This is a genomic window from Aestuariibaculum suncheonense, from assembly GCF_014596935.1.
GTDB lineage: Bacteria > Bacteroidota > Bacteroidia > Flavobacteriales > Flavobacteriaceae > Aestuariibaculum > Aestuariibaculum suncheonense.
Genome location: NZ_JACVXC010000007.1, coordinates 39,581 through 65,043 on the forward strand (window position 1 = coordinate 39,581; position 25,463 = coordinate 65,043).

The following is a 25,463-nucleotide window of genomic DNA, read 5'->3' on the forward strand; positions in this document are numbered from 1 at the left end:
ATTTTATTTCCATCCACAAATAATAGCACCCATAATTCCTAAAGTTACAATCCAGTATCCGCTGTTAATGAGAATATATTTAGCACTTTTTCGTTCAAATAAGGCATTGGTTCCAATAACAGGTAAAGCGATAAATATACCTGCTATAACACCGTGTAAAGCACCGTGCTTATAGGTTCTAAACGCATCACCGTAATCTGACATAAAAGCAGTAAATGATGGCAATGCTATTGAAGGATCACCACCAACCATACTTACCGCACCAGCTTGATGAATAACGATTGTGTTCAAAATAAAGGCTAATAAGAAGGCAAAAAAGATTGACAAACCGAAAATTTTAGCCATGTTAGCACCTTTCATATCGGCTTCGCTTAGTCCGGCAGCCTGCATCCAGGCCGCCCCAAACACTTTTGGATGGTACCATACAAACCCTACGACTAAAGCTGAAAATGTTGCAGCAATAATTGCTAAAAAATTAAATTCCATAATAATTTTAGTTACAGTTAGATACTTTAAATATAGCTAAAATTATTATGGAATTTACATATGGTCTTGACTCCGCTCGATCTGAAAGATCTATTAATTTAAATTTTCAACTTCTGATACTAAAACAGCGTTGCTGTCTTCTAGAGCTTTATCAATGAATTCCTGAACTTCGGTATTCTTTTCTAAACCATTATCAATTAATACCCCTAAAGCTAAAGCCACAGCAATGCGGGTTCCTACTTTTTTAGCCGCAGTATTAAATAATGGTTGAAGTTCTTCATAGGTAACATCTTTAGCTAATTCTAAAATTTCAGCTTTAACTTTTTCCTGTTTCGCTTCTGGCAAATTGGTATATTTTTTACCCAATTGCTGAATTACATCAATCGCTTTTTTCTTTTGTGCCTGATGTTGTGGTTTCGTTTTTTGTGGTTTTGCTTCCTGCTTTACCGGTGCCGCTTGCTTGGCCCAGGTATCACGCAATCCTACGGTTTTATTAAAGACGAGTTTATCTGAAGCTGCATCGTTATCGACATTAAAATAGCCCAAACGCTGAAACTGGAATCGTCCGCCAACTTTGGCTTCAACCAGACTTGGCTCAACATAGGCTTCAATAATCTTTAATGAATCCGGATTTAAAAACTCCATAAAATCTTTATCCTGATGACTATCCGGAGCCTCGTCCATAAACAAACGGTCGTACTCACGAACTTCAGCTTTAACGGCATGCTTAATCGATACCCAGTGTAAGGTACCTTTTACTTTTTTAGAGGTGTCTTCAGAATAGGTACAATGAATTTCTGTAATCTCTCCGTTAGCATCTTTCACGACATCATTCGCTTGAATAATGTATGCATTCTTAAGGCGCACTTCACCGCCTAACTTTAAACGGAAAAACTTACTTCCGGCTTCTTCTTTAAAGTCGTCTTTTTCAATATAAAGTTCTCTTGAAAACGGTACTTTTCTTGAACCTGCCGTTTCATCTTCCGGATTGTTTTCCGCATCAAACCATTCTTCTTTACCTTCCGGATAATTGGTAATAACCACTTTTACCGGATCTAAAACTGCCATAACACGAGGCGCTGTTTTATTTAAATCTTCACGAATACAGAATTCCAAAAGCGACACATCTATTACATTATCACGTTTAGCGACTCCAACAGTTTCTACAAACTTTCTAAGTGCAGCAGGTGTATAACCACGACGACGTAACCCTGAAATGGTAGGCATACGCGGATCGTCCCAACCAGCAACCACTTTATCGTTCACCAATTGTAATAACTTACGTTTACTCATAATGGTATAACTTAAGTTTAAACGGGCAAACTCGCGTTGTTTTGGTAATAGCGGATAGTCCGCTTTGCTGTAATCATAAACCTGATCTTTAAACCAATCGTATAATTCACGATGTGGTTTAAACTCTAAAGAACACAACGAATGTGATATTTGCTCTAAATAATCACTTTCCCCATGCGTCCAGTCGTACATTGGGTAAATACACCAGTCGTCTCCGGTACGGTGGTGGTGTTTCTTTAAAATACGGTACATAATAGGATCGCGCATCAACATGTTAGGATGCTGCATATCAATTTTAGCACGTAATATATGTTCGCCTTCTTCAAACTCACCGGCTTTCATACGTTCGAATAAATCTAAATTTTCTTCTACTGTACGATTTCTGTAAGGACCATCAACCCCTGGCTGCGTAGGCGTACCTTTTTGTTCAGCCATGGCTTCACTACTTTGTGAATCGACATAGGCTTTTCCATCCTTTATTAATTGAACCGCCCAATCGTATAGCTGCTGAAAATAATCTGAAGAATATAATTCCTTATCCCATTTGTAACCTAACCAAGCCACATCTTCCTTAATCGCATCAACATACTCCTGCTCCTCTTTAGCCGGATTGGTATCGTCGAAACGCAGGTTTACGGGTGCGTTATATTTTTCACCTAAACCAAAACTAATACCAATGGCTTTCGTGTGACCTATATGTAAATACCCGTTTGGCTCTGGTGGAAAACGAAATCTTAGGTTGCTTTTTGGCATGCCATTAGCCAAATCTTCTTCTATAATTTGCTCTAAAAAATTGAGCGATTTTCTTTCTTCAGACATACTTGAAATTTATTTCAACTAAATAAGGCTCAAAATTACATAAAAACAAGTTATTATGAATGAATATCCTAATGGAAGCGTAACAAAATTTAACTTAATGTTACTAATCATTTAAATCTTAGAAAACCCATTATAAACAATGAAAAATACTAACTACATTTGCCCTAAATGTGCTAATACCACTTTTGAAGTTGGTGAAATACGTGCAACCGGAGGGACATTATCGAAAATTTTTGATGTTCAAAACAAGAAATTTACCTCTGTAACCTGCTCGAATTGTACCTATACCGAATTCTATAAAACCAGTACCAGCGCGTTGAGTAATATTTTTGATTTATTCACATAAACTATGGGCATTATTAAAGTTGAAAATATTCGTGTATTTGCTTACCACGGATGTTTAAAAGAAGAAACTAAAATTGGTAGCGATTACCTTGTTGATTTAGAAGTTAAAGCCGACTTACAGCCATCGGCTAAATCGGACCAGTTAAAAGATACGGTAGATTACGTATTACTGAACCGTATTATAAAAGAAGAAATGGCTGTGCCTTCGCATTTACTGGAAACGGTAGCACGGCGTATTTTAGATCGTATTTTTAAGGAAGACACTATGGTTAGAAAAGCTACGGTTTGGGTAAGTAAACTGAACCCTCCTATTGGTGGCGATGTCGAGAAGGTTACTATTAAAATGATGGACAGAAGAAAATAACTTAAAGATTAGCCTGTTGGACTTTTAAGAAAACCCATTTTTAATCTAGCAACCATCGTGAAAATCTATAAATCTCGATAATCGTGTAAAAATTAATTTTAAGTTATTGTAAAGTCTTATTTTTTTTTACATTTGCAACCGCTTAGCAATAATGGGCACTGCAAGGTGTTTATGTTTTAACTAAGTGTATGTAATCTATTTTTTGTAGATTTAACATATTGAAATTGGTGTCGTGGCCGAGGGGCTTAGGCACAGGTCTGCAAAACCTGCTACAGCGGTTCGAATCCGCTCGACACCTCCAAAAAACCTTCAAGATGTCTTGAAGGTTTTTTTATGTTTATATTTTTGGTCGTAAGAAAAATGTGTAAATTGGTTTAAAATAAAACCATGAAAATCAATTTATGAGTTTAAAAATATTGAAAATATTAACCGTAATATCCTTTCTTCTGATTACATGGTCTGGTCCTCATATTGGTGGTCCATTTGGATTATATCTCATTTTAGGACTTTTAGGAAATATTTCATCAATAATTCAGGCAGGAGTAATTTTAGTAATTTTAATATTGTTCTTATACAGTTCGTATAAATCATTTCACAAGTATGATTTATATTTGTTTTTGGTAGGTGGTGTAATCCTTATGATTCCAATTTGTTCTCATATTAATACTGTATTTACCCATTATAAAAACAAAGGAGACAATGTTTTCTTTCTGACCTTAATCCCATTTTTACTTTTATATGGAATAACTTTATTAAAAATTTACAAACAAAAAATGAAGTTTAATTCAAATGATAATAAAATCTAATACGCAATACTTAGTATATAATTAAAAGAAAGTTTATAGGTCAGTTTTGGTTATTAAATTTTCTTTAAAACTTCTACATACTCTTAGCTGAAATCCTAAAAAAAACAACTTCAACCCTACCTATTAACAGGATTAATCTGTTCCAGTTTTTCCTTAATCAATTCCTTTTCTTTCGGGAAGAATCCCTGGATAAGCAATAACACACCAAAACCTAAAATAACTAAAGCAATAATTTTTTTGGTTTTAAATATTAAACGCGGGGTTAACTGATGACGAAGTTTTTTAGCAATTACAATTTTTACCAAATCGATTAAAAAATACACGATTAAAATCGTTGCTAAAAAGACAACAACACCGTCTTTTGAAGTGGTTAAGGAATTCCCTAAAACAATAAATGCCACCCAGCCTACCAACACACCAATATTTATAAAATTCAAAAGAAAGCCTTTTAAGAATAACTTTCCGTAGCCTTTTTTAATTTCCACTTTGTGATATTCGCGAACAATTTCTCTAAAGGATTTTGAGGTTTTCATGAATGAAATAATACCATAGACCACCAGTAAAACGCCTCCAAAAATTAAAAAATTAGGATCGTCTTTAATTTTATCTAATAATTTATTGGTACTAAAAAATGCTACCAGAATAAAAACAATATCGGCAAGCATCACACCGCAATCAAAAATTAAGGCACTTTTAAAACCCTTGGTTATACTGGTTTCAAGAAGTACAAAAAATACCGGACCTATTGTAAATGCCAATACAACGCCAAAAGGAATAGCGGCTAAAATATCATCAAACATAATCGTGCGAGAGTTTCAATACAAAGTAAAGAAATATATTTTAGAATTTAGACCGCTTTGCTACTAGAAAAATAGACTTTAGATTGCTAAGCTGTTAGATATCTATTAAAAAAAAATTAGCCACAAATACACTTATTACTTGTGTATTCGTGGCTAACATAAATCTTTTCGATTTATATAGAATTCTTAATTCATTCGATGTACCTTTCCTCCGATTACCGTAGTTTCGTTAATGGTTGTTGGTTTTCCATAAACATACACATTACCGCCTGCACGAATAGTGGCATCCACTTGTTTTGATGCTCTTACATAACCTTCACCAGCGGCGTTAATAGAAACATCGGCATATTGTGATTCTAAATTAGTGCCTTTATAAACTCCTCCGGTTCTAAGGGCAATAGTTTGTTCTTTTGTGATTCCTTTTACTTCAACAATACCTCCTGTAACCGATTTTACATTTATTACAGAAACATTAACCGGTACATTGATTGAACCGCCTTCCTGAGCGCGTAAATTCACTTCAAATTGCTTGATTTCATCGTCACTTTCTACTTTAGCGCCTTCATTAACATCGATAATATCGAATGAGGTATAATACAAAACGACTTCAGTAGCATCGCCATCAAAGATTTTTTCGAATTCCATTTTAATTTTCAGAATGCCATTTTTATTATTGAATACCACATTGTTTTTATTCTTTCCGGTAACCACAGCTTTATTCTCATTCGACTTTACCAGTTTCACCTGAATTAAATCATAAACTTTAAGTTCGTTAAATTCTCCAACACTGGTTTCAACAGGATCCTGCGCGTAAATTAAAGTGGTGATACAAAGAATAACTATTTTTACTAAGCTTTTCATTTTTTAATGTTTTTTGATTTGTATGTAAATTTATCAATAATTATACCGTTGTAATTTTGGTTTTGGATTTTTTTAAGAGATAAAAAAAGCGCCTTAAAAATTAAAGCGCCTGTTTTTTATATTTAAAATAAAATCATGTTTATTCATTTTCGTATTTACCAATCAAATTAAAATCGAGATGTTTTTTAACCAAATCGGTGTTTTTAACTTTTACCACGACTTCATCGCCTAACTGATACATGTTTTTTGTAGAACGTCCAATCATGGCATATAAATCCTGGTCGAACGCGTAATGATCGTCTTTCATATCGCGAACACTTACCATACCTTCACATTTATTTTCGATAATCTCTACATAAATTCCCCAGTCGGTAACTCCTGAAATCACACCCACGAAATGTTCTTCTTTATGATCTTCCATAAATTTAATTTGCATATACTTGATAGAATCACGTTCGGCTTTGGTGGCTAAATTTTCCATGTCGCTCGAATGTTTACATTTATCTTCGTAAGCTTCTTCGTTTGCCGATTTTCCGCCATCAAGATAATGTTGTAATAAACGATGTGCCATAACATCCGGATAACGACGAATTGGAGAAGTAAAGTGACTATAATAATCAAAAGCTAATCCGTAATGACCGATATTGTTGGTTGTATATTCAGCTTTACTCATACTTCGAATCGCTAGCGTGTCGACTAAATTTTGTTCTTTTTTACCAACCACTTCGGTTAATAAATTGTTTAAAGATGCCGATGTTGTTTTTCGGTCTTTAAAATTCAGTTTATAACCAAACTTAGAAACGATGCCTTGTAAATTGGCCAGCTTACTAACGTCTGGTTCATCATGCACACGATACACAAATGTTTTTTTAGGGGATTGTTTTCCAATAAATTCTGAAACTTTTCTATTAGCTAATAACATAAATTCTTCAATCAGTTTATTAGCATCTTTACTGGTTTTAAAAAACACTCCTATTGGATTTGCGTTTTCATCCAAGTTAAATTTCACTTCAACTTTATCAAATGAAATCGCTCCGGAACGCATCCGTTTGTTTCGCATTTTTTTCGCCAGCTCATCCATTTTTAAAATGGCATCGGCAATTTTTTGATCGGCCTGATAGGCTTTTCCTGATAATGAAACGTCTTCTGGAATTTCATTTGTTTTCGATTCAATAATAGCCTGAGCTTCCTCGTAAGCAAAACGCGCATCGCTATAGGTTACGGTTCTACCAAACCATTCATTTTTAATTTCACACTTGTCGTTCATTTGAAACACTGCTGAAAAGGTATATTTCTCTTCATGCGGACGTAATGAACAGGCATTGTTCGATAAAACTTCTGGTAACATAGGCACCACACGATCTACCAAATACACCGAAGTAGCACGCTCGTAAGCTTCATCATCCAACACCGTACCTTCTTTTACGTAGTGCGACACGTCTGCAATATGTATTCCTATCTCGTATAAGCCATCTTTAAGCACAGTGAAGGATAAAGCATCATCAAAATCTTTGGCGTCCTTAGGATCGATGGTAAAGGTTAAATCCTGTCGCATATCGCGACGCTTGGCAATTTCTTCAGGTGTAATTGAGGTGTCTAAATTGTTAGCATACTGTTCAACCTCGTATGGAAATTCAAACGGCAAACCATATTCAGCAAGAATAGCATGAATTTCGGTATTATGTTCGCCTGGTTTTCCTAAAACTTCAATAACCTTTCCGTAAGGTGAATCGGCTTTCTCCGGCCAGTCTTCTAAACGCACCAAGACTTTATCGCCATTTTCAGCTTTATTAACCTTGTTGATTGGAATAAAAATGTCTTTATACATTTTATTGCTGTCTGCAATAACAAACGCATACTTCTCATGAAGCTGTATAACGCCCACGTATTCGGTTTTCTCGCGTTTTATGACATTCACTATCTCCCCTTCTATTTTACCGCGTTTACGACGCTTATAAACGTAAAATTCAACTTCATCTCCATTCAGGGCTTTATTGATATTATTTGAGGCGATAAAAACGTCTTCATCGAAGTCATCACAAATCACGTACCCGGTACCTTTTCCAGACAGATCTAAAATACCTGTGTGATACTCGGTGTTAATAACAGCTTTGAATTTTCCGCGTTCTACTTCTTCAATTTCATTCTTCCCTTGTAAGTCGCGTAATTTTTTTATAATTTGATTTCTACTGCTCGCATCATTCACTCCTAACTTTGCAGCTATTTGTTTATAGTTGAAAGCCTGGTTTCTTTCTTTTTTTAAAATACTAAGAATTGTATTTGATAGATTGGAAATACCATTATTCGATTTCCTTTTTTTCTTTTTACTCATGTAATTTCTGTGATCATTTTCATTTCCTAAGATACAGGAAAATCTGTTATAAAAATAGCTTGGTTAAAAGCAGAAGTGACAGCTATTTCTTTTTCAAAGTTACGATTAAAAATTGAAACAATGTTTAGAGAATGTTAATAATCGAAATAACCTGTTATAAACCTCCTGAAAACTTATGATAACAAAAACAGATTACTGCAATTTAAAACCCGAACTTTAAACTTAAGTACTTTGAAAATATGAATACGCCATAACCACTAAAACAAAAAATAAGACAAGAAATGAAAAACAGAGTTATCCACAATACATATAATTATCATTTATCTTCTTTTAAAAAATTTTAAAAAAAATACCTGTTATTATTGTCTGTTAATATCTGGAATAACTTTTTTAAGTAAGATTAGGATTATTTGTTCTTTACAAGCTATTAGAGGGATGTTAACAGATATAAACCGACTTAAAAGCTTAGTTTTAAATAGGTTCTTAATCTCTATTAACAGCTGTTGATAACCGTTGCTAACAGCTTTTTTTTAATATCTATTTTTAATATCTGTGTTTATATCCGTTGTTTTAAGGTCTAATAATTTTGCTAAAAAAAGTAGAGTTATTTTTTGGTAGTATGCTTGCAGTTTTTGTTTGGAAAAAAAATTGAAAGAACAATGATTTTTTTTTGAGTAAGTATCAACACGTATTAACAAGTTGTTAATATACTAATCGACAATTCCTGTAAGTCATTTTTAGTTAGTACTTTTGCAGTATATTTTACTTTAATACCTAAACAATGAATATTTCTATAGGAAACGATCACGCTGGAACCGATTATAAATTTGCTATCGTAAAGCATTTAGAATCAAAAGGCTATACTGTAAAAAATTACGGTACAGATAGTAACGACAGTGTAGATTACGCCGATTTTGTTCACCCGGTTGCTACCGATGTTGAAAACAAAGATGCCGATTTTGGAATCTTAATATGTGGAAGTGCTAATGGTGTAGCCATGACGGCAAATAAACATCAAAAAATCCGTGCTGGTTTATGTTGGAATAAAGAGATTGTACATTTAATTCGCAGTCATAATAATGCGAACATATTATGTATACCTGCCAGATTCACAGCGATTCAGCAAGCTGTTGAAATGGTTGATGTCTTTTTAAATACAGAATTCGAAGGTGGTAGACACCAAACACGTATAGATAAAATACCTGTATCTTGCTAGATGTCACACGGGCACTCGCATAACCACGCGCATGAGCACAACGATTTAAAAGGCCGTAATCTTTTAATATCTATAGTATTAAATATAGTTATTACGGCCTCCCAAATTATTGGTGGTTTAGTGTCCGGAAGTTTAGCATTATTAAGTGATGCGCTTCATAATTTTAGTGATGTACTCTCATTAATAGTGAGTTACGTGGCTAATAAACTCTCCAAAAAACAAGCTTCTATTTACAGAACCTTCGGTTATAAACGGGCCGAAATTTTAGCAGCCTTCATCAATGCTTCTACTTTAATAATTGTTGCAGTGTTGTTAATTATTGAAGCTATTAAACGTTTTCAACACCCTGAAGAAATCAAAACCGGACTGGTAATCTGGTTATCGTTAATAGCTATTATTGCTAACGGTATCAGTGTATTACTATTAAAAAAAGATAGTGAAGCTAACATGAATATGCGTAGTGCTTACTTACACTTATTAACAGATATGTTAGCAAGTGTTGCGGTGCTTATTGGTGGCTTGTTAATGAAGTTTTATCAGATTTTCTGGGTAGATAGTGCTTTAACCTTAGCGATTGCCATGTATCTGATTTATATGGGATACGATTTATTGAAATCGTCGACTAAAGTATTGATGCTCTTTACTCCAGATCATATTCCTATTCAAAAAATTGTTGATGAGATTTCTGCTTTCGATACTATAAAGAATGTACATCATGTGCATGTGTGGCAACTTAACGAAGATGAAGTGCATTTAGAGGCTCATATCGATTTTTACGAAGATATTACGCTGTCAGAGTTCGATGAAGTTTTGCACAAAATAGAGGATTTAGTGTTGATAAGGTATCATATCAATCATGTTAATATTCAGCCAGAATTCAGGAAATCAGACGATAAGCATATTATTGTGCAAGATTAAAAAAATTAGTATATTGTTAATAACCTAAAACTTAATTTTTAATCCTGATTTTATGCTGAACATACAAGTTAAAGCTTTTGATGAATTATCAATTCACGAATTATACAATGTATTGCAATTACGTGCAGAAGTTTTTGTGGTAGAACAGAATTGTGTGTATCAGGATGTGGATGGAAAAGACCAAAAGGCGCTTCATGTTTTAGGATTTAAAGACGGTAAAATTGTAGCGTATTCACGTATATTTAAACCTGGAGATTACTTCGAATTTTCAAGTATAGGACGTGTTGTTGTGCACTTAAACGAGCGTGATTTTAAGTACGGATATGACATTATGAAAGCATCAATTGAGGCTATTAAAACACATTTTAATGAAACGACTATCCGGCTTTCAGCACAACTTTATCTGAAGAATTTTTATAATAATTTAGGTTTTATTGAAGTAGGAGAATCGTATCTGGAAGATGATATTCCACATATTGCCATGGTAAAAGAATAGCAATTAAGTTACTCACTTTCGACTGATTTTTTGTTTTTATCATCGATGTAATTGATGACAATTTCCACACGTCTGTCGTATTTAGGATCTCCGCCTAAAGGGAATTTTCTTCGCATTCCTAAGTAACGCATACGCTTTTTGCTTACGCCTTTTTTAATAAAATAATCATAAACATATTTAGCCCTGGCAACCGATAAATTTCGTTCTTTGGTTTTTCGGTCTATAGCATCTCTGCTAAATTGTGTACAGCACACATGCCCTTCAATAGTGAAGTAAATATTATCACGTTCTACTAGAGCTTCAGCGATGTCATTAAGGGTTTTTTTAGACTCCGGATTAATAAGGCTATACCCGGTTTTAAACAGTATATTTTCAAAGCGTATTTTATCACCAACCTTAAGTTCGCCTTTAATAACTTCTGCAGTTTCTAAGGGTTTTTCGTCTACAGGAACTTTTTGTTTTTCTTCTTCCTTTTTAGGAAGTATAGGCGGTTTGGGATTGATAATAATCTCTACTTTTCGGTTTAAACCTCTAATTTTAGAAACATTAGTTTCGTTTACAATTCTTAATAAAACTTCGCCTTTACCATCAACATTTGTGATTACATTTTCGCTAATTTCATGGTTTGAAAGAATAGCTTTAATAGCTTCGGCGCGTTGTTTGGAAAGTTTTAAATTATAACTGTCGGCACCTACATCATCACAAAATCCGAAGATAGCGATGGATTCTATATCAATATCAGCCAGACCAGAAATGAATTGTAATAAACGATTTTCTTCGGTTGGAATAACTTCATACTTATCGGTTTCAAAATAAACTTCATGAGTGATGTTATTTTGAGAATGTATGAGGCTACCGAAAAATATAAGTACAAAAGTTACCAGTTTATTCATAATCTGCGGCAATAGACATGATTATAAATATACTATTTTTAATGAATTTTTATAAATATTATCTAAAAACTAGTGTAAATAATCGTTGTAAGTTGAAGGATTGCTAAGAATTTCGGTTGCTTTCTTAATTTTCGTATCATGTCTCTTGTAATAATCGTACAAACCTTCACGATATACGTAGCGTTTTACAATCTCTTCAGTTAACAATTCTAATAAATAAGCTTTATTTTCATCAATGATACTGGTTTTAGACTTATTTAAATTAGATATAAGCGTTTTATAATCTTTTTCGATGTTATCGTTTAATTCTTCTTTTGTTGCGGCTTCAAAAGCTTTATTTAAGGCTTTTTCGGTTTCGGTTTCAAAAGTGAAGTTATTAGACTTTAAGTAGCTTTTAAATTCGTTGAAATCAGTATCGGTTAATTTGAAATTATCAACATTATCTAACTTGTGTTTATAGTAGAAATCTGTAGCAAAATTAAACACTAAGTCATTGTTCACAATAGCATTTGTAATAGCCGAATTGTTTGAAGCATCGAAACTGGCATCGGGGAATACGCCGCCACCATCAAATACTTTTCTACCGTTTTTGGTTTTGTATTCATTGTAGTTTTCCTGTTTTACGCGAACTGCTTCTCCTTTTTCATTACGGTGCCAGTAGTCTAAAGCCTGAATACAACGTCCGGAAGGTGTATAATATCTTGAAATGGTAATCTTTACCTGAGTGCCATAAATAAGCTCTTTCGGGCGTTGTACCAATCCTTTACCAAAACTTCTGGAACCTACAATAACCGCACGATCTAAATCCTGTAATGAGCCCGAAACAATCTCACTTGCCGAGGCACTTCCACCATCAATTAAAACCACCAAAGGAATTTCGGTGTCGATAGGATTATCTTGCGTGTAATAGGTTTTATTATACTTTTTAACCTTCGATTTTGTAGTTACTACTAGTTGTCCTTTCGGGACAAATAGGTTTACAATTTTGATGGCTTCGTTCAATAATCCACCTGGATTTCCTCTTAAATCTAAAATAATTTTTTGAGCACCCTGAGCTTTTAAATCACGTAATGCATAGTTGGTTTCGGCCGCTGCTTTTTCATTAAATCGAGATAAAACGATGTACCCTGTTTTATTGTTTATTAATGAAAAATAAGGCACGGCTTTAATTTCAACTTCGGCGCGATTAATGGTTGCAGTATTCGTTTTCCCTTGGCGTTTATAAGTCACTTCAACAGAGCTTCCGGTAACCCCTCTTAACAGTTCACCGGCATCTTCTTTATAATCTTCAATACGAATATTACCCACTTTTACAATTTCATCACCGGCTTTTAAGCCTGCTTTATCGGCAGGATAATCTTTGTAAGGTTCAACAATTACTAGTTTATCCTTTAAGGTTTTTACTTTGGCTCCAATACCTGTATAATCTCCTGTATTGTTAATTCTTGCTGCTTCAACATCCTGCTCGTTCATGAAGTTGGTATACGGATCTAAATCGGCTAACATGCTTTTTATTGCCGTATCCATCAAGTCACCGGGATTGGTTTCATCAACATAATTCATGTTGAGTTCTTTAAACAAGGTCGTGAAGATTTCAAGTTGTTTTGCAATCTCAAAAAAATCATTTTGAAAGGCTGTTGTGGTGAAAAATAAACCACAAGCCAGTACCGGAATGATAATACGTTTTTTAAGTAATTTTTTCATCATGACTCGTTTTCAGTTTCAGAAACCTTGTTTAAAAACTTGTTAAACAAGTGCTGCATTCTGTTTTCAATTTGGGATAATGTGGGTTTGTCTTTGCCAATGTACAAAATCATAAACGCATATTGTGTAGAAATGTTGTTAAAATATGAAGCCTTATTCAGGCGATAAACTTCTCTTAACAAACGCTTTATTCGGTTACGTTCTACGGCAGTTTTAAACTGTCTTTTACTTACAGAAACTCCGGTTTGAGTGGTAATAGGTGTATCAAATGAAGTAGGCAGATACACTAATCGTAAGGGATAAGCCGAAACAGATTGTCCTTCGCTAAAGAGCTGTCCAATCAGCTTTTTACTTTTAAGTTTTTCGTTTTTATTGTAAGTAAATTTCAAGATGTGTATTTTAATTTTTCAAAGGTACGGAAATAAAAAAATCACTTAATAAATAAGTGATTTTTGTAAGTTGTTTTATGTGTTTACCCATTATTGATTACTCGCTTTTTGAGCTTTCATTTTATTCACATAGGTTTTATACATCTTGTGCCAGTCACGTCCGTTGTTGTTTAAAAACTGCTCGTTTTTGGTTTTGTAGATTTCAAAAATAGCCGAAATCTGTTTCATACTTTTAAAGTCAATGGCCATTTCGCGAGCTTCTTTTAAGTTTTTAATAAGCTCAGCTTCCTCGTATGATTTTAAATACGGAACGATTTCGCGATAGGCTTTCATAGTAAAATCCACTTTTCCAACGGTGTATTTATCTAAAATAAATTCTACTTGCTCTGCTGCTAAATGCTCATTTAAACCACTCATTAAATCGTTATGAACACTATCCGGCATGGCAGAATCTGCAATAATAGATCGGTCTAAATCTGATAATTTTTCTCCGGTTCTTGGGTTAATTCCTGCAGGAACTTCTTCAAACGAATGACTGTTATGCCAGTTACGAACCGCTGTTAAATGTGAGGTGATTAATGAGGTTACAGTGGTTTCTTTAGTTTCATCACTAAGGTTTAATTCTTGAACCCATCCACTGGCTTTATCCCATAAACTTTCGGTTTGTGCAAAACTAAAAGTTGATGATAAAATAAGGGCAAGAATTAAGGTTTTAAAGGTTTTTGTTTTTATTGAATTGAGCATGCTTTTAGGTTAAATTTTTTTAAAAGCATAAAGGTACTTTAAATGTGACGCAATCTCAAAATTCTATCTCATAATTGAGATTAAAATACAATGTTGTTTACCAGGTGTTTTCCCAGTCTTTCCATACTGGTTCTAAATCATTATCCTGAAGCATTTTCGCGATAGCTTCTGTTGAACGTTCATCGGAAATTTCAAATTGTTCCAACGATTGGGGCTCGACGACATAGCCTCCGGGATTGGTTTTTGATTCCGCGCTTAATGAGGTTACACCCAAATGCACAATGTGGTTTCTAAAGGTTTCGCTCTCTCGCGTACTCATCGATAATTCCACATCTTCATCCAGTAATCTAAATGCACAAATGGTTTGAACTAAGTCGCGGTCGGTCATTTCTACTTTAGGTTCTAACCCGCCGCTATGTGGTCTTAAACGAGGAAAAGAAATAGAGTATTTGGTTTTCCAATAGGTTTTTTGAAGGTATTTTAAATGTAAGGCCGTAAAAAAACTGTCGGCACGCCAGTCTTCTAATCCAAATAAGGCGCCTAGGCCGATTTTATGAATGCCTGCTCGTCCTAAACGGTCTGGTGTTTCTAATCGGAAATCGAAATTTGATTTTTTCCCTTTCGGGTGATGCTTTTTATATTCGGCTCTGTGGTACGTTTCCTGATACACTAAAACTGCATATAAATTAGCTTCAATTAGTTCTTCATATTCATTTTGATGTAAAGGCTGAACTTCAATAGTGATGTTTGAAAATTGATCTTTAATCAATTCGATGGCGTGTTTTATATACGGAACACCAACCGTTTTATTAGCTTCACCAGTTACCAGTAGAATGTGGTCGTAACCTTTAGATTTTAAGAAGGCGACTTCCTTTAAAATTTCAGCATCGGTTAAGGTTCTGCGCGGAATTTTATTGGTCATGCTAAAACCACAGTAGGTACAAATGTTTTGACATTCGTTAGACAAATACATAGGAACATACATTTGAATGGTATTTCCAAAACGCTTTTTGGTTAGCAACCGACTTTGTTGCGCCATTTGTTCTAAATACGGTTGGGCTGCAGGTGAAATCAGAGCTTTAAAATCTTCTAAATCACGTTTGGTTTTAGCCAGTACAAATTCAACATCCTGTGCTGTTTTAGCATTAATGCTGGCTAAAGTATCATCCCAGTTATAAGTATCAAATAGGTTTTGAAATGTCGTTGTCATGATATTTTCTTAATTTAAAAAACTAGTTAGGGGGCTGCTCGCTTCGGCGTGGTGTTTTACCGAGGCCAGTTTGGCATTGTAGGCCATACGACCTGCTTCAACAGCCATTTTAAAGGCTTTTGCCATGTCTGCCGGATGTTGTGAAACCGCAATGGCAGTATTCACTAAAACTGCATCGGCACCTAATTCCATGGCAAAAGCGGCATGCGACGGACTTCCAATACCGGCATCAACAATAACAGGAACGTTACTTTGTTCGATAATAATTTCTAAGAAATCAAGCGTTTTTAAGCCTTTATTGGTGCCTATTGGGGCTCCTAAAGGCATCACACATTGGGCGCCCACGTCTTCCAATCGCTTACATAAAACCGGATCGGCATGAATATATGGCATGACTACAAAGCCTAATTTTACCAGTTCCTCCGCAGCTTTTAAAGTTTCAATAGGATCGGGTAATAAATATTTGGGATCCGGATGAATTTCTAATTTAATCCAGTTGGTTTCTAAAGCCTCGCGCGCCAGTTGTGCGGCAAAAACGGCTTCCTTGGCATCGCGAACACCCGAAGTATTTGGCAATAAATTAATGTGCGGAAGCATGATACTTTTCAGCATTTGATCTTGTTCATTATGTACATCAACACGTTTTAAAGCAACCGTAATGAGTTCACTTTCGCTCGCAATTAAGGCATCGGTCATAAGTTGATTGGAACTGAATTTTCCGGTTCCGGTAAATAATCTGGACTGAAAGGTTTTATCGGCTATAGTAAGTAAATCGTTCATAATTATAAGGTGTGTCGTTGTTCAAAAGTTGCTGAAGCGTTAAGTAATTTGTTGATTGTTGAAATACTATTGAAATTTTCTGTGATGGCTCCAGACATGGCAATACCATGAATACCGGTTTGTAAAAGAGCTGGAATATCTTGCTCAACAATACCTCCAATGGCGATGATCGGGGTTTCAGATTGTAGGTCTTCAAGTATCGAATGAAACCCTTCAAGACCTAAAACAGGACTTAAATTTTCTTTGGTGTTTGTAAACCTGAAAGGCCCCAAACCGATATAATTGACGTTTTGTGATAGCAGGTTTTGGCAATCTTCAATGGTATTTGCGGTGCCTCCAATGATAAACCATTTACCTAAATACTCGCGAGCTTCTAACGGACAAGCATCTGTTTTTCCTAAATGAACACCATCAGCATGTATTGCTTTTGCTATTTTATAATGGTCATTTATGATTAATCGCGTTTGAAAATGAGCTGTAATCTCGCGGGCTTTTTCAGCGGTTTTTAATATTGTTTTTTCGTCTGTATTTTTTAGTCGGAGTTGCACCAGTTCGGCCCCATAAGTACAGGCTTTTTGGATATTATGCAGATGTTCTTCTGGCGTTTGTCCTTGAGATATATAATGTAATTTAGCGATGTTCATGATGTTATTTTTGTATTTGATAGGTATGAGTACCAAGTAAACTCGGGTTAGAATTTAAGAACCGTTCGGTGTAATATTTAGCCAGTTTTGAAGCATCTTCCAAAGGAAAATCTAAAGCTAAATGGGAAGCTAAAGCAGATGATAATACACAACCACTGCCATGTTTATTGGAAATAGTTTTAGCATTTGGAGGAATATTAACCAAAACAATGCGGTTATAGTACAGTTCGTCAAAGCCTTTTTTATCTTCACGATGACCACCCTTTAAATAGATATTTGTTAAAGAAGAAATATGTTCTATGGTTTCCTGAACGTCCAGTTCTGGGTATAAACTTTTTATTTCATCGTAATTTGGGGTGATGATATTACAGTATGTCCAGATCGAATTTAAAGTGGTTTGATGCTCTTTGGAATGAAAATAGAAACCCGAACTCGCTTTAAAAATAGGATCTAAAACAATTATTATTTCAGGATTTAACTGTTTCAATTGCTTTAGAATATTGAGCAAAACCTCCCACGATTCCACAATGCCAATTTTAACGACTGAAATTTGAAAGCGTTCAAAAATGGATTCTATTTGAGCCGAAATAATCTCCGGACTTGTCCAGATACATTGCTTAAAATCCACATCATTTTGAACGGTTATTGCCGTACAAACTGATAGACCATAAAGACCATGCGCTTCAAAAGTTTTAATATCTTGCGTGAGTCCTGCCCCACTACTTGGGTCAAATCCGGCGATAGACAATATGTATTTATTAGTATTCAAATAATTAATTTTTGTAATGCTTTTGGATGATTTTAAAATCTTCAACAGGTGATGGACTTTGCCAAATGCCTCCTAAAACACCAATGCCCTTATAACCCAGTTTATCAAATTCCAATAGGTTTTTGGTGGTTACGCCACCCATACCAATAATGGTTTTATCGATGTGATTCACATCAAAACCTTGCCCTTTGTAGCCTACTTTTGAAATGGATGAAAACACCGGACTTAATAAATGATAATCATATTTAAATTTACAATCAGCGAGTTCTTCAGGTGAATGAAAAGAACTGCTAATAGTTATATTATTTGCTCTTCTTAAGTTCTCAAAAGTTTCTATTGACGTTACTCTTCTTTTGGCTTCCCGAAAATGGAGACCTTTTAAATTATAGTTTTCTAAAAGCTCATGAAATTCATGTACTACAATTCTATCATGATATTTAATATCGATTTGATTCAGATAATCACAATAAAATTGAAAGTCATGATGTGGTTTACGTAAATGAAAGTATTGCAGTCCTTCACGAAATAATTCATGAAGGATTACAATTTCATTATCAAGTTTATGTTCAGGAGCAATTATAACAACCATATTTTACAGTTTATAAGTAAACTTCTGAACCTTTTTCTTTAAATTCTTGTGATTTCTCTTCCATACCTTTTTTGATGACTTCATTTTCTACAATGTCATTTTCTTTTGCAAAATCACGGACTTCCTGAGAAATCTTCATGGAGCAGAATTTTGGTCCGCACATCGAGCAGAAGTGTGCAATTTTAGCACCAGCTGCTGGTAGGGTTTCATCGTGGTATTCACGTGCACGCTCCGGGTCTAAACCAAGGTTAAACTGGTCTTCCCAACGAAACTCAAATCGCGCCATACTCAACGCATTGTCGCGGTGTTGTGCTCCAGGATGACCTTTAGCTAAATCGGCAGCGTGGGCAGCCAGTTTATAAGTAACCACACCTACTCTAACATCCTCTTTATTTGGTAATCCTAAATGCTCTTTTGGTGTTACATAACATAGCATCGCACAGCCATACCAACCTATCATGGCAGCTCCAATACCCGAAGTAATGTGGTCGTAACCTGGTGCAATATCTGTAGTTAATGGCCCTAGGGTATAGAAAGGTGCTTCATCACAAACTTCGATTTGCTTTTCCATGTTTTCTTTAATCATATGCATAGGTACGTGACCAGGACCTTCAATAAAACATTGTACTTCATGTTTACGCGCTATTTGAGTTAATTCACCCAAGGTTTCTAATTCAGCAAATTGCGCTTCATCATTAGCGTCGGCAACAGAACCCGGCCGTAAACCATCTCCTAAAGAAAACGCAACGTCGTATTGTTTTAAGATTTCACAAATGTCTTCGAAATGGGTATATAAGAAACTTTCTTTATGATGTGCTAAACACCATTTAGCCATAATGGAACCACCTCTAGAAACGATTCCTGTAACGCGTTTCGCTGTCATAGGTACGTAACGTAATAACACACCAGCATGAATGGTAAAGTAGTCAACCCCCTGCTCTGCTTGTTCTATTAAAGTATCACGGAAAATTTCCCAGGTTAAGTCTTCGGCAACTCCATTTACTTTTTCTAAAGCTTGATAAATTGGTACGGTTCCAACAGGAACTGGAGAGTTACGGATAATCCATTCGCGGGTCTCGTGAATGTTTTGCCCGGTAGATAAATCCATAATATTATCGGCACCCCAACGGCAAGCCCAAACGGCTTTTTCAACTTCTTCTTCAATAGACGATGTCGTGGCTGAATTACCAATATTCGCATTGATTTTCACCAAAAAGTTACGACCTAAAATCATAGGTTCGGCTTCCGGGTGATTGATGTTTGATGGAATTACCGCACACCCACGAGCCACTTCTTCTCGAACAAATTCAGGCGTAATTTTATTAGGAATAGCAGCTCCAAAATCCTGACCAGGATGTTGCTTTCTAATCTCGGTCATTTCATCAATACGCTGATTTTCACGAATGGCGATATATTCCATTTCTGGAGTAATAATGCCCTGTTTAGCGTAATGCAATTGAGTTACATTTTTTCCTTTTTTAGCACGTAATGGCTTTTTTAAATGTGAAAAACGCATGTGATCTAAACTGGAATCGTTTAAACGCTGGTTACAATATTCCGATGAAAACTGGTCTAATTGTTCCACATCACCGCGATCTAAAATCCATTGTTCACGAATACGTTCAATACCGTTATGCACATTAATGTCTTTTTCAGGATCGGTATAAGGTCCGGAGGTATCGTAAACCGTCACCGGTTCGTTGGGTGTTAATTTTCCTGTGAAAGTGTCTTTAGTGTCACTCAAAGAAATTTCACGCATCGCCACTTTTATTTGTGGATGAATGGTTCCGGATACGTAAATCTTTTTAGAGTTAGGAAACGGGTGTCTTGTAATTTGCCCTTCTTTAGGAGCCGTGTCTTTATGTTTCATAGTTTGTGGTTTTTCAAAGTTTAATTATCCGCCTTGGGTTGCCTGAATGATGAGTATATTATCGCCATCCTGAAGTAATTGATCATCCCAGTTAGACTTGGAAATAATGTGTTGATTGATGGCTACGGCAATACCAATTTGTGGATAGTTTTCCTGATGCAGTAACTGTGAAATATTGACATTTTCATCAATATTCAGTGGTTGTTCGTTAAGGTGAATGGTTATCATTTACAATACATTTTATATTGTAAACCATAGAGGAAAAAAAGACTTTGAAAAAAGACACTTCGCGACTTGAAGCGTATTAATGAAAAGGTGCGTTAGCCCGTATTGCAACAGTCTATTCAACTTTTCCCTTCGACGGTACTAACCGTATCAGGTTCAAAGGGTATGTCTCAGTTCTAAAAATTAGAACACCCCTAAAGTTTACACTACGAAGGTATTAAAAAATAAAGTGCTAGCACAAGGGATTTTCAAAAATTTAATATCAAGGCTTTAAGGGATATAAAAAAGTAATTGTTTATTTTTTGATTTTATATCAATAAAAAAGGCCTCTTTAGTTAAAAAGAAGCCTTTTGAATTTGATTTTGGAAAAGGAATACCCTTTACATTTTATTGTTTTCTCTGTTAATATCGGCCATCATGTTTTTAGGATCGATTTGTACAGACTTAACTGCTTTATTTGCTTTTAGCGTATATACAGGATACGCCCATGCCCAGTCTGGGGCAATGGTAGCAGAAGTTGGTTTTTCACCACGCATCATTTGTAACGAGATGTAAAAATCTTCAGTGGTTCCATCGGTATAAGTAACTGTTAAATCGATAGGCATTGGCATTAAACCAATACGTTCAAGAATAACATTATTACCGTTAATAACTTTTACACCATAATCGATGGTATTGATAGTACGTGTCCAGTCGTTTAAATACCAGTCTAACTCCAATCCAGAAACTTTCTCAGCAACTCTAATAAAATCAGTACGCGTTGGGTGTTTAAAAGACCAGTCTTTAAAATACTGCTTTATGGTTTCTTTCTGATTATCTTCACCAATCACATAAGCCAATTGATTTAAGAATACATAGCCTTTATAGTAGGCTGCAATAGATGACGAACGGTTGTAATTGAAACGATCGGCGTGTGTGGTTTGTGGTTGCTCCGTTCCAGATTTGGCATATGAGAAATACACATCGTAAACACGTTGTGTTGGTTCTTCAAATGAGGTGTTGAAGATGCTGCTTCCGGCCAGTTCACCAAAATACTCTGTGAAACCTTCATCCATCCAATAGTTGGTTAACTCATTAGTTGCAAGTAAAAACTGGAACCAGGTATGTGCCATTTCATGAGCAGTTACTCCAAATAAGCCTTCAAAAGTACCTTCGCCAAGAATTAAAGTACACATTGCGTACTCCATACCGCCATCGCCACCTTGAATAACGGAGTATTGTTTATAAGGATATTGCCCGATGTTTGCACTGTAAAACTGCATTAACTGAACAGCTCTCTTCTGAAGATTTTTCCAGTTGTCCAGTTTATCTTTAGCCATGGTTTTCTTGTATAAGAAATGTATCAGAGGACCATTAGGGACCTGCATGGTATCGTGGTTATATTCCGGGTCGGCAGCCCATGTAAAATCATGTACATTAGGCGCTACGAAATGCCAGGTTAATTTATCTCCAGCAGGACGATTTACCGTTGATGTTTCATACCCATAGCCTATTTCGTTTGGGTTTTGAAGGTACCCTGTTCCTCCAACTACATAGTTTTTATCAATATGAAGGGTCACATCGAAATTACCCCAAACACCGTGGAATTCACGACCAATATAAGGGTCGGTGTGCCAGCCCTCGTAATCGTATTCAGCTAATTTAGGGTACCACTGAGACATAGAAAGTGCTACACCTTCTTTATTATTACGTCCTGTACGACGAATTTGCACAGGTACCTGAGCATCATAAACCATATCGAAAGTGACACTTTCCCCAGGTTGAATAGGTTTAGCTAAGTTCACTTCTAAAACAGTACCAACGGTATCGTAGGTTAAGGTGGTGCCATTTTGTTTTAAGGAGTTGACTTTAATGTATCCTATTTCATCAGGACCAAGTTTACTAATGCGGTCTTTTACTCGGCCATCAGGGTCGGCAATGGTACGCGAACGCACGTCCATTTCGCTTCCAGGCTGAAAAGCGTTGAAGTATAAATGGTAAAATACTTTGTTTAAAACATCTGGTGAGTTGTTAGTGTAAACTAGGGTTTGTTTTCCTTTGTATTGATAGTTGTTTACATCCATATCAATATCCATGGTGTAATCTACATGCTGTTGCCAGTAGGTTGATGTTGCCGGAGCATTTGGAATTACCGGAACGGTTGGTGTAATGGTAGCATATTCTTTAGAACCACCACAAGATACCAATAATGACAAGCTTAAAATAGATATAAATAATTGTTTCATCGAGGAGATTTTTTATTGTGTTGTTAAACGTACTGTGCTTTTATAAAAATACCAAAGGGTATAATTAAAAAAAGAGGCATGCGCCTCTTTTTTTATATGGAATGTCATCTTTTATTTAGCGGAAGAAGCTTTAGCAGCCATAATTAATGCATTGTAAGCATTAACTATTCTTCCAGAAGTTGTTAACTCACTAAATGGTCTAACATCGCTAGTATTACCGGCAACCACCACTTTAAGGTTTAACGGTAAACCAGAATCTAAGATGATTTGTTTTACTTGTCCTGCATTTAAATCAGGGAAGTAAGAACGAATTAAAGCGGCAACACCAGCTACAGCAGGAGCTGCCATAGATGTACCTCCTTTAGTATCGTATTCGTTTTCTGGAGTTGTAGAGTAAATTTTTGCACCTGGTGCAAATACATCTACATTCTTTTTACCGTAGTTTGAGAAACCAGCTAATAAACCTGATCCGTATTTAGGCTCTAAAGCACCTACTCTGATATAGTTATTTGCAATTTCAACGTAGTTTACGTTATCATCAGGGAAGTTAGGCTTCACATCAACATCTTTACTTTCGTTTCCAGCAGCGTGAACAAAAATCACATCGTTGTCAGCAGCATATTTAATAGCCTCACGTACCCAGTCGCTGTGTGGAGAATAGCTTTTTCCGAAACTTCCGTTAATGACTTTTGCACCGTTATCTACAGCGTAACGAATAGCTAAAGCGATATCTTTATCGTATTCATCACCGTTTGGTACGGCTCTTAAAGACATGATTTGAACGTTGTTCGCAACACCGTCTACACCTAAACCATTACCACGTTCTGCAGCAATAATACCGGCTACGTGTGTACCGTGACTTTCTGATTTTTTTACTGGTTTAACGTTTCCATTACCGTAGTATTTAGTCGACATATCATCTGGGTTATCACCAGTTACACGACCGTTAAAGTTCAGGTTTAAGTTATAGTTCAAACGCTCAGCAAAGTGTTCTAAACCACTTTTGATTTCTTCTTTAGCATCTTGAAGCGACTCTAAACCGTTGCTGAACATAAACTTAGCCATTTGCACAGCTTTGTTTAAATCTTCGTCTGTAGTAGCTCCAATAGCATTAATGTCTTCTTTAGTATAATCTGCTTTACCGAAGTGTTTAACAAAGGTTTCATCGGCAGACTTTAATTGCGCATAGATTTGTTCGTAACGCATTTTTCTATCATTCCATTTTTGGAATTCGTCATCGTATTCCGCTTTAGCAGCAGCATATTGAGGATTGCTTGTATCTCCACTAGCCACAATACGAGTAAGCTCTAATTGCTCGTCGTAACCATCGCCTAAGAAATTCCACCCATGAACATCATCAACGTAACCGTTTTTATCGTCGTCAATGCCGTTTCCTGGAATTTCATCTTCGTTTGTCCAAAGCACATCATTCAAATCTTCATGATCGATATCTATACCAGAATCGATTACAGCTACGATAACGCTAGCTCCTTTTTTGTTTTTAAGTAACTCTTCGTATGCCTTTTCAACACTCATTCCAGGAATGGTATCTTTTACTAAATCTAAATGTCCCCAAGTGTGTTTTTCTCTCTCGGTTAATTCAGAAACTTTTAATGGCGAAGAATCGATATTTTCAACAGGTGTTGATATGAAACTAGAGCCACCGCAACCAGATAATAGGGCAGTTGCAGCCACTGTTAATGATAATCTTTGAATTGTTTTCATTTTGATTGTAATTATTTTAATCTAATTTTTATTTGAACATGTCCTCGGCAGTAAAAACGTCTTTTAATCGAACGCCTTTTTCGGTATGCTGAACCGTGATAATTTGGTTATGTGCATCGTGTTCTAAAAACAAATAGAAGTTTTGATCTGCTGCGAGGTTTAAGAATTTTTCTTTTTCATCAAGCGTTAATAATGGGCGGGTATCATAGCCCATAACGTATGGTAGGGGTAAATGCCCTGCTGTTGGCAATAAATCGGCCATAAAAGCGATGGTTTTACCTTGATATTGAATAAGTGGAATCATTTGTTTTTCGGTGTGGCCATCGGCAAAAAAGATATCGAAACCTAATTCCGATTGTTTTAAAAGATCTCCTTGAGGAAGCTCTGTAAACTTTAATTGTCCGCTGGCTTCCATTGGTAAGATATTTTCTTTCAAAAACGAAGCTTGTTCTCTGCGATTAGGTTGTGTAGCCCATTGCCAGTGGTTTTCGTTACTCCAATAATGCGCATTTTTAAAGGCCGGTTCGTATCCGGTTCGCTCATTATTCCATTGAATCGCACCACCACTATGGTCGAAATGCAAATGTGTTAAAAAAACATCGGTAATATCATCGCGATGAAAACCGTATTGTTTTAACGATTTATCAATGCTATCATCACCCCATAAATGGTAATACCCGAAAAATTTATCTGATTGTTTGTCGCCCATTCCCGTATCGATTAAAATCAATCGATTGCCGTCTTCAATAAGTAAACAGCGTGCTGCAATATCAATCATATTGTTAGCATCAGCCGGATTGGTTTTATGCCAAATAGACTTTGGAACAACGCCAAACATAGCACCACCATCCAGCTTAAAATGACCAGCGTTTATAGGGTATAACTTCATAAGTGGTGCAAATTACTAAAATTAGACTAATTGCCTTAAAACGTTAAGAATATATTAAGAAGAAAAAAACA

At 35.6% G+C, this 25,463-nt stretch carries 25 protein-coding genes, 1 tRNA gene and 1 riboswitch; of the genes, 7 read left to right on the forward strand and 19 right to left on the reverse strand.

The annotated features are described in order from the left end of the window. Positions 1 to 3 precede the first annotated feature (3 nt). Both ICJ84_RS14875 and ICJ84_RS14880 read right to left on the reverse strand, forming a co-directional pair. On the reverse strand, positions 4 to 486 hold the full coding sequence (locus ICJ84_RS14875; protein ID WP_188217213.1) for a DUF1761 domain-containing protein: 483 nt from the start codon (positions 484 to 486) through the stop codon (positions 4 to 6). 93 nt (positions 487 to 579) lie between these two features. Next, complete coding sequence (locus tag ICJ84_RS14880; protein WP_188217214.1) at positions 580 to 2,598, reverse strand: glutamine--tRNA ligase/YqeY domain fusion protein; 2,019 nt, start codon at positions 2,596 to 2,598, stop codon at positions 580 to 582. A gap of 139 nt (positions 2,599 to 2,737) precedes the next feature. Between ICJ84_RS14880 and ICJ84_RS14885 the strand changes: the two genes are divergently transcribed. From ICJ84_RS14885 to ICJ84_RS14900, 4 genes are all read left to right on the forward strand, one after another. Then, positions 2,738 to 2,944, forward strand: a complete 207-nt coding sequence (locus ICJ84_RS14885) for a zinc ribbon domain-containing protein (protein ID WP_188217215.1) — start codon at positions 2,738 to 2,740, stop codon at positions 2,942 to 2,944. 3 nt (positions 2,945 to 2,947) lie between these two features. Beyond that, positions 2,948 to 3,307 (forward strand): dihydroneopterin aldolase, encoded by a 360-nt coding sequence (folB, locus tag ICJ84_RS14890; protein ID WP_188217216.1) that lies wholly within the window; start codon positions 2,948 to 2,950, stop codon positions 3,305 to 3,307. A gap of 226 nt (positions 3,308 to 3,533) precedes the next feature. Then, a tRNA-Cys gene (locus ICJ84_RS14895) sits at positions 3,534 to 3,608 on the forward strand. 100 nt (positions 3,609 to 3,708) lie between these two features. After that, complete coding sequence (locus ICJ84_RS14900; protein ID WP_188217217.1) at positions 3,709 to 4,113, forward strand: hypothetical protein; 405 nt, start codon at positions 3,709 to 3,711, stop codon at positions 4,111 to 4,113. 116 nt (positions 4,114 to 4,229) lie between these two features. Here ICJ84_RS14900 and ICJ84_RS14905 read toward each other — a convergent pair whose 3' ends face one another. The 3 genes from ICJ84_RS14905 to rnr form a co-directional block, all read right to left on the reverse strand. Further along, a complete protein-coding gene (locus tag ICJ84_RS14905) occupies positions 4,230 to 4,913 on the reverse strand; it encodes a LysE family translocator (RefSeq protein WP_188217218.1) in 684 nt (227 codons plus the stop codon). A 186-nt stretch (positions 4,914 to 5,099) separates the two neighbouring features. Continuing rightward, entirely contained in the window at positions 5,100 to 5,774 is a 675-nt protein-coding gene (locus tag ICJ84_RS14910; RefSeq protein ID WP_188217219.1) for a head GIN domain-containing protein, read from the reverse strand. Positions 5,775 to 5,913: 139 nt separating this feature from the next. Next, on the reverse strand, positions 5,914 to 8,106 hold the full coding sequence (gene rnr, locus ICJ84_RS14915) for a ribonuclease R (protein ID WP_188217220.1): 2,193 nt from the start codon (positions 8,104 to 8,106) through the stop codon (positions 5,914 to 5,916). A 781-nt stretch (positions 8,107 to 8,887) separates the two neighbouring features. Between rnr and rpiB the strand changes: the two genes are divergently transcribed. Genes rpiB through ICJ84_RS14930 form a run of 3 tightly spaced genes read left to right on the forward strand, consistent with a single transcriptional unit; the run spans position 8,888 to position 10,736 of the window. Further along, positions 8,888 to 9,322 carry a ribose 5-phosphate isomerase B gene (gene rpiB, locus ICJ84_RS14920; RefSeq protein WP_188217221.1) on the forward strand — a complete coding sequence of 145 codons (435 nt, stop codon included), beginning with the start codon at positions 8,888 to 8,890 and terminating at the stop codon, positions 9,320 to 9,322. Continuing rightward, positions 9,323 to 10,240, forward strand: a complete 918-nt coding sequence (locus ICJ84_RS14925) for a cation diffusion facilitator family transporter (protein ID WP_188217222.1) — start codon at positions 9,323 to 9,325, stop codon at positions 10,238 to 10,240. It begins immediately after the preceding gene. Between the two features lie 52 nt (positions 10,241 to 10,292). Continuing rightward, positions 10,293 to 10,736: a GNAT family N-acetyltransferase gene (locus ICJ84_RS14930; RefSeq protein WP_188217223.1), complete on the forward strand. Its 444-nt coding sequence runs from the start codon at positions 10,293 to 10,295 to the stop codon at positions 10,734 to 10,736. An 8-nt stretch (positions 10,737 to 10,744) separates the two neighbouring features. Here ICJ84_RS14930 and ICJ84_RS14935 read toward each other — a convergent pair whose 3' ends face one another. From ICJ84_RS14935 to ICJ84_RS15000, 14 genes are all read right to left on the reverse strand, one after another. Then, positions 10,745 to 11,629 carry an OmpA family protein gene (locus ICJ84_RS14935; protein WP_188217224.1) on the reverse strand — a complete coding sequence of 295 codons (885 nt, stop codon included), beginning with the start codon at positions 11,627 to 11,629 and terminating at the stop codon, positions 10,745 to 10,747. A 69-nt stretch (positions 11,630 to 11,698) separates the two neighbouring features. Then, positions 11,699 to 13,333 carry a S41 family peptidase gene (locus ICJ84_RS14940; RefSeq protein WP_188217225.1) on the reverse strand — a complete coding sequence of 545 codons (1,635 nt, stop codon included), beginning with the start codon at positions 13,331 to 13,333 and terminating at the stop codon, positions 11,699 to 11,701. Next, positions 13,333 to 13,722 (reverse strand): ribonuclease P protein component, encoded by a 390-nt coding sequence (gene rnpA / locus ICJ84_RS14945; protein ID WP_188217226.1) that lies wholly within the window; start codon positions 13,720 to 13,722, stop codon positions 13,333 to 13,335. The genes ICJ84_RS14940 and rnpA overlap by 1 nt, the downstream gene beginning before the upstream one ends. A 90-nt stretch (positions 13,723 to 13,812) precedes the next feature. Further along, positions 13,813 to 14,466, reverse strand: coding sequence for a DUF3826 domain-containing protein (locus ICJ84_RS14950; RefSeq protein ID WP_188217227.1), 654 nt, complete (start codon positions 14,464 to 14,466; stop codon positions 13,813 to 13,815). A 97-nt stretch (positions 14,467 to 14,563) separates the two neighbouring features. Beyond that, positions 14,564 to 15,676: a 2-iminoacetate synthase ThiH gene (gene thiH / locus ICJ84_RS14955; RefSeq protein ID WP_188217228.1), complete on the reverse strand. Its 1,113-nt coding sequence runs from the start codon at positions 15,674 to 15,676 to the stop codon at positions 14,564 to 14,566. Positions 15,677 to 15,685: 9 nt separating this feature from the next. Beyond that, on the reverse strand, positions 15,686 to 16,456 hold the full coding sequence (locus ICJ84_RS14960; RefSeq protein ID WP_188217229.1) for a thiazole synthase: 771 nt from the start codon (positions 16,454 to 16,456) through the stop codon (positions 15,686 to 15,688). A gap of 2 nt (positions 16,457 to 16,458) precedes the next feature. Then, on the reverse strand, positions 16,459 to 17,100 hold the full coding sequence (gene thiE, locus ICJ84_RS14965; RefSeq protein WP_188217230.1) for a thiamine phosphate synthase: 642 nt from the start codon (positions 17,098 to 17,100) through the stop codon (positions 16,459 to 16,461). A 4-nt stretch (positions 17,101 to 17,104) separates the two neighbouring features. Further along, entirely contained in the window at positions 17,105 to 17,869 is a 765-nt protein-coding gene (locus ICJ84_RS14970; RefSeq protein WP_188217231.1) for a hydroxymethylpyrimidine/phosphomethylpyrimidine kinase, read from the reverse strand. A gap of 4 nt (positions 17,870 to 17,873) precedes the next feature. Next, positions 17,874 to 18,458 carry a thiamine phosphate synthase gene (locus tag ICJ84_RS14975; RefSeq protein ID WP_188217232.1) on the reverse strand — a complete coding sequence of 195 codons (585 nt, stop codon included), beginning with the start codon at positions 18,456 to 18,458 and terminating at the stop codon, positions 17,874 to 17,876. Between the two features lie 10 nt (positions 18,459 to 18,468). Further along, positions 18,469 to 20,328, reverse strand: coding sequence for a phosphomethylpyrimidine synthase ThiC (gene thiC, locus ICJ84_RS14980; RefSeq protein ID WP_188217233.1), 1,860 nt, complete (start codon positions 20,326 to 20,328; stop codon positions 18,469 to 18,471). A gap of 24 nt (positions 20,329 to 20,352) precedes the next feature. Then, positions 20,353 to 20,556: a sulfur carrier protein ThiS gene (gene thiS, locus ICJ84_RS14985; protein WP_188217234.1), complete on the reverse strand. Its 204-nt coding sequence runs from the start codon at positions 20,554 to 20,556 to the stop codon at positions 20,353 to 20,355. A gap of 107 nt (positions 20,557 to 20,663) precedes the next feature. After that, positions 20,664 to 20,759, reverse strand: a riboswitch (TPP riboswitch). Positions 20,760 to 20,933: 174 nt separating this feature from the next. Beyond that, entirely contained in the window at positions 20,934 to 22,778 is a 1,845-nt protein-coding gene (locus ICJ84_RS14990; RefSeq protein WP_188217235.1) for a M1 family metallopeptidase, read from the reverse strand. A 111-nt stretch (positions 22,779 to 22,889) separates the two neighbouring features. Then, entirely contained in the window at positions 22,890 to 24,503 is a 1,614-nt protein-coding gene (locus tag ICJ84_RS14995) for a S8 family peptidase (protein ID WP_188217236.1), read from the reverse strand. A 28-nt stretch (positions 24,504 to 24,531) separates the two neighbouring features. Continuing rightward, on the reverse strand, positions 24,532 to 25,392 hold the full coding sequence (locus ICJ84_RS15000) for an MBL fold metallo-hydrolase (protein ID WP_188217237.1): 861 nt from the start codon (positions 25,390 to 25,392) through the stop codon (positions 24,532 to 24,534). Positions 25,393 to 25,463: the final 71 nt, after the last annotated feature.

What these genes read in the sequence shown, in the direction of transcription:
- ICJ84_RS14875 (WP_188217213.1), bottom strand. Translation starts at nt 486, where the DNA reads ATGGAATTTAATTTTTTAGCAATTATTGCTGCAACATTTTCAGCTTTA.
- ICJ84_RS14880 (WP_188217214.1), bottom strand. Translation starts at nt 2,598, where the DNA reads ATGTCTGAAGAAAGAAAATCGCTCAATTTTTTAGAGCAAATTATAGAA.
- ICJ84_RS14885 (WP_188217215.1), top strand. Translation starts at nt 2,738, where the DNA reads ATGAAAAATACTAACTACATTTGCCCTAAATGTGCTAATACCACTTTT.
- folB (WP_188217216.1), top strand. Translation starts at nt 2,948, where the DNA reads ATGGGCATTATTAAAGTTGAAAATATTCGTGTATTTGCTTACCACGGA.
- ICJ84_RS14900 (WP_188217217.1), top strand. Translation starts at nt 3,709, where the DNA reads ATGAGTTTAAAAATATTGAAAATATTAACCGTAATATCCTTTCTTCTG.
- ICJ84_RS14905 (WP_188217218.1), bottom strand. Translation starts at nt 4,913, where the DNA reads ATGTTTGATGATATTTTAGCCGCTATTCCTTTTGGCGTTGTATTGGCA.
- ICJ84_RS14910 (WP_188217219.1), bottom strand. Translation starts at nt 5,774, where the DNA reads ATGAAAAGCTTAGTAAAAATAGTTATTCTTTGTATCACCACTTTAATT.
- rnr (WP_188217220.1), bottom strand. Translation starts at nt 8,106, where the DNA reads ATGAGTAAAAAGAAAAAAAGGAAATCGAATAATGGTATTTCCAATCTA.
- rpiB (WP_188217221.1), top strand. Translation starts at nt 8,888, where the DNA reads ATGAATATTTCTATAGGAAACGATCACGCTGGAACCGATTATAAATTT.
- ICJ84_RS14925 (WP_188217222.1), top strand. Translation starts at nt 9,323, where the DNA reads ATGTCACACGGGCACTCGCATAACCACGCGCATGAGCACAACGATTTA.
- ICJ84_RS14930 (WP_188217223.1), top strand. Translation starts at nt 10,293, where the DNA reads ATGCTGAACATACAAGTTAAAGCTTTTGATGAATTATCAATTCACGAA.
- ICJ84_RS14935 (WP_188217224.1), bottom strand. Translation starts at nt 11,629, where the DNA reads ATGAATAAACTGGTAACTTTTGTACTTATATTTTTCGGTAGCCTCATA.
- ICJ84_RS14940 (WP_188217225.1), bottom strand. Translation starts at nt 13,333, where the DNA reads ATGAAAAAATTACTTAAAAAACGTATTATCATTCCGGTACTGGCTTGT.
- ICJ84_RS14950 (WP_188217227.1), bottom strand. Translation starts at nt 14,466, where the DNA reads ATGCTCAATTCAATAAAAACAAAAACCTTTAAAACCTTAATTCTTGCC.
- thiH (WP_188217228.1), bottom strand. Translation starts at nt 15,676, where the DNA reads ATGACAACGACATTTCAAAACCTATTTGATACTTATAACTGGGATGAT.
- ICJ84_RS14960 (WP_188217229.1), bottom strand. Translation starts at nt 16,456, where the DNA reads ATGAACGATTTACTTACTATAGCCGATAAAACCTTTCAGTCCAGATTA.
- thiE (WP_188217230.1), bottom strand. Translation starts at nt 17,100, where the DNA reads ATGAACATCGCTAAATTACATTATATATCTCAAGGACAAACGCCAGAA.
- ICJ84_RS14975 (WP_188217232.1), bottom strand. Translation starts at nt 18,458, where the DNA reads ATGGTTGTTATAATTGCTCCTGAACATAAACTTGATAATGAAATTGTA.
- thiC (WP_188217233.1), bottom strand. Translation starts at nt 20,328, where the DNA reads ATGAAACATAAAGACACGGCTCCTAAAGAAGGGCAAATTACAAGACAC.
- thiS (WP_188217234.1), bottom strand. Translation starts at nt 20,556, where the DNA reads ATGATAACCATTCACCTTAACGAACAACCACTGAATATTGATGAAAAT.
- ICJ84_RS14990 (WP_188217235.1), bottom strand. Translation starts at nt 22,778, where the DNA reads ATGAAACAATTATTTATATCTATTTTAAGCTTGTCATTATTGGTATCT.
- ICJ84_RS14995 (WP_188217236.1), bottom strand. Translation starts at nt 24,503, where the DNA reads ATGAAAACAATTCAAAGATTATCATTAACAGTGGCTGCAACTGCCCTA.
- ICJ84_RS15000 (WP_188217237.1), bottom strand. Translation starts at nt 25,392, where the DNA reads ATGAAGTTATACCCTATAAACGCTGGTCATTTTAAGCTGGATGGTGGT.